Raw genomic sequence first — 1,608 nt, forward strand, 5'->3', positions numbered from 1 at the left:
GGTGGCCCGAGCCATACTCCATCATAACCGAACACATGTTCGAACACAAGGGTTTCGCGATGCACTCCGTACCCCGCGCGGAGCTCAGCAGGGGACCTACTCGGGTGCCGGTCCTTGGGCCTTGTAGACCAGCGCCGCGGCGACGTCGATCAACTTGACGTTGGTGTCCTGCGACAGGGCCGCCAGCACCTCGAACGCCGCCTCGGGAGTGCACCTGCGCTCGGCCATGACGATGCCCTTGGCCTGGTCGATCGTGGCCCGCGAGGTCAGGGCGCGCCGCAGGTTCATGATCTCCTCGGCCATCACCTGGTAGTCGGTGGCCGACCTGGCGAACGCCCGTGCCGCGTCGGCGAACCGGCGGGCGTCGCCATCGGTGAGCGGACCTTCCTGCACGATGTCGCGGTACCCCTCCATCGCCCGACGCAGGTCTTTCTCGAGCGGGGTGATGTCCTCGACCTGGTGCAGCAGTCCCACCACGCGGCCGTCGTCGAGGACCGGGATGTTCAGCGGGCTCCAGTACCGCAGCATCCAGCGTCCGTCGACCGAGTCGAGGATGTCGTAGCGCTGCACGAGCATGTTGTGCGGGTGTCTTGAGCGGGCCACCTGCTCCAGGGAGCGGTTCAGGTTCGCCACCCCGTCCGCGCCGGAGTCGTCGGGGTTGTCGGGGAAGGCGTCGAACATGGGGACGTCGACCAGCTCGTCGGTCGACCGGGCCGTCGCCGCGAGGTAGGCGTCGTTCGCCGCCCGGATGACGAAGTCCGTGTCGAGCAGCACCGTCGGACGAGGCAGAGCCCGGAACACCGCGTCGGGGTGCAGCTCGTTCAGGTCCACCAGAAGGACTCTACGTCCAGCGTCGAGACCCGGGCCCGGGGTCGGTCCCGGGCGAGACCGCGGGCGACGAAGACGTCGGTCGGCCCCGGGGGCGTCGTGCCGGACCGCGCACGAGCGGGCCGTGCGGTCCGAACAGGTGTTTGAGAAGAACCCTTCTGGTCAGGGTTCCCGGATCACGGAAGGCACCGCGCCGGGCGGGCCGCCGACGAGCTCGGCGAACGAGCCGTCATCGGCCACTGCGATCGGCACTCCTCCGCTTCGTCCGCACGCGAGCGCCGACGCGGCCAGCCAGTCGTCACAGAACAGCCCCGTGTCGATGGCACTGTGGGGGTCGACGACCTCGACGACCGTCGAGTCTTCGGGTTCTCCGGTGGCGGGGTCGTACTGGGTGATCGTCAGCGTCGGCGCGAACCCGCGTCGCCTGTCGAACGTCTGCAGCACCACGGCCACCGATGCGTCCGAGGCAACCAGGCTGACGGCACGATCCTCCGCGACCTTCACACTCCAGGCCCGGCGCCAGTCCTTCGACGACCACCTCACGAGGCGCACCTGCACTCCCTGCTGAGCGAGAGCGATGATGTCGCCATCGGGCAGGAGACGGGCAGCCAGATGGCCGGATTCCCACGCCGGCCGCGGAGGTGCCACCGTCAACCGGGTCAGGTCCTCGAGGTCGATCTGCACCAGCGCCTCAGCGGCACGCTCCGGCTGCCCCTCGTCGTACCGCTCCTCCACGAGGGCCACGGGACTGCCGTTGACCAGACCGGCGTCGAGCAGTCG

2 protein-coding genes are annotated in these 1,608 nt (G+C 69.2%); both read right to left on the reverse strand.

Going from position 1 to position 1,608, the window contains the following annotated elements:
* Window positions 1-96: 96 nt before the first annotated feature.
* The gene (locus Q0L15_RS20565; protein ID WP_296606541.1) at window positions 97-831 is read right to left on the reverse strand and encodes an ANTAR domain-containing protein; all 735 of its coding nucleotides are present in this window, start codon (window positions 829-831) and stop codon (window positions 97-99) included.
* A 159-nt stretch (window positions 832-990) separates the two neighbouring features.
* A partial coding sequence (locus Q0L15_RS20570) for a hypothetical protein (RefSeq protein ID WP_296606543.1) occupies window positions 991-1,608 on the reverse strand: 618 nt, incomplete at its 5' end.

The organism is Nocardioides sp., from assembly GCF_024509035.1.
Lineage (GTDB): Bacteria > Actinomycetota > Actinomycetes > Propionibacteriales > Nocardioidaceae > Nocardioides.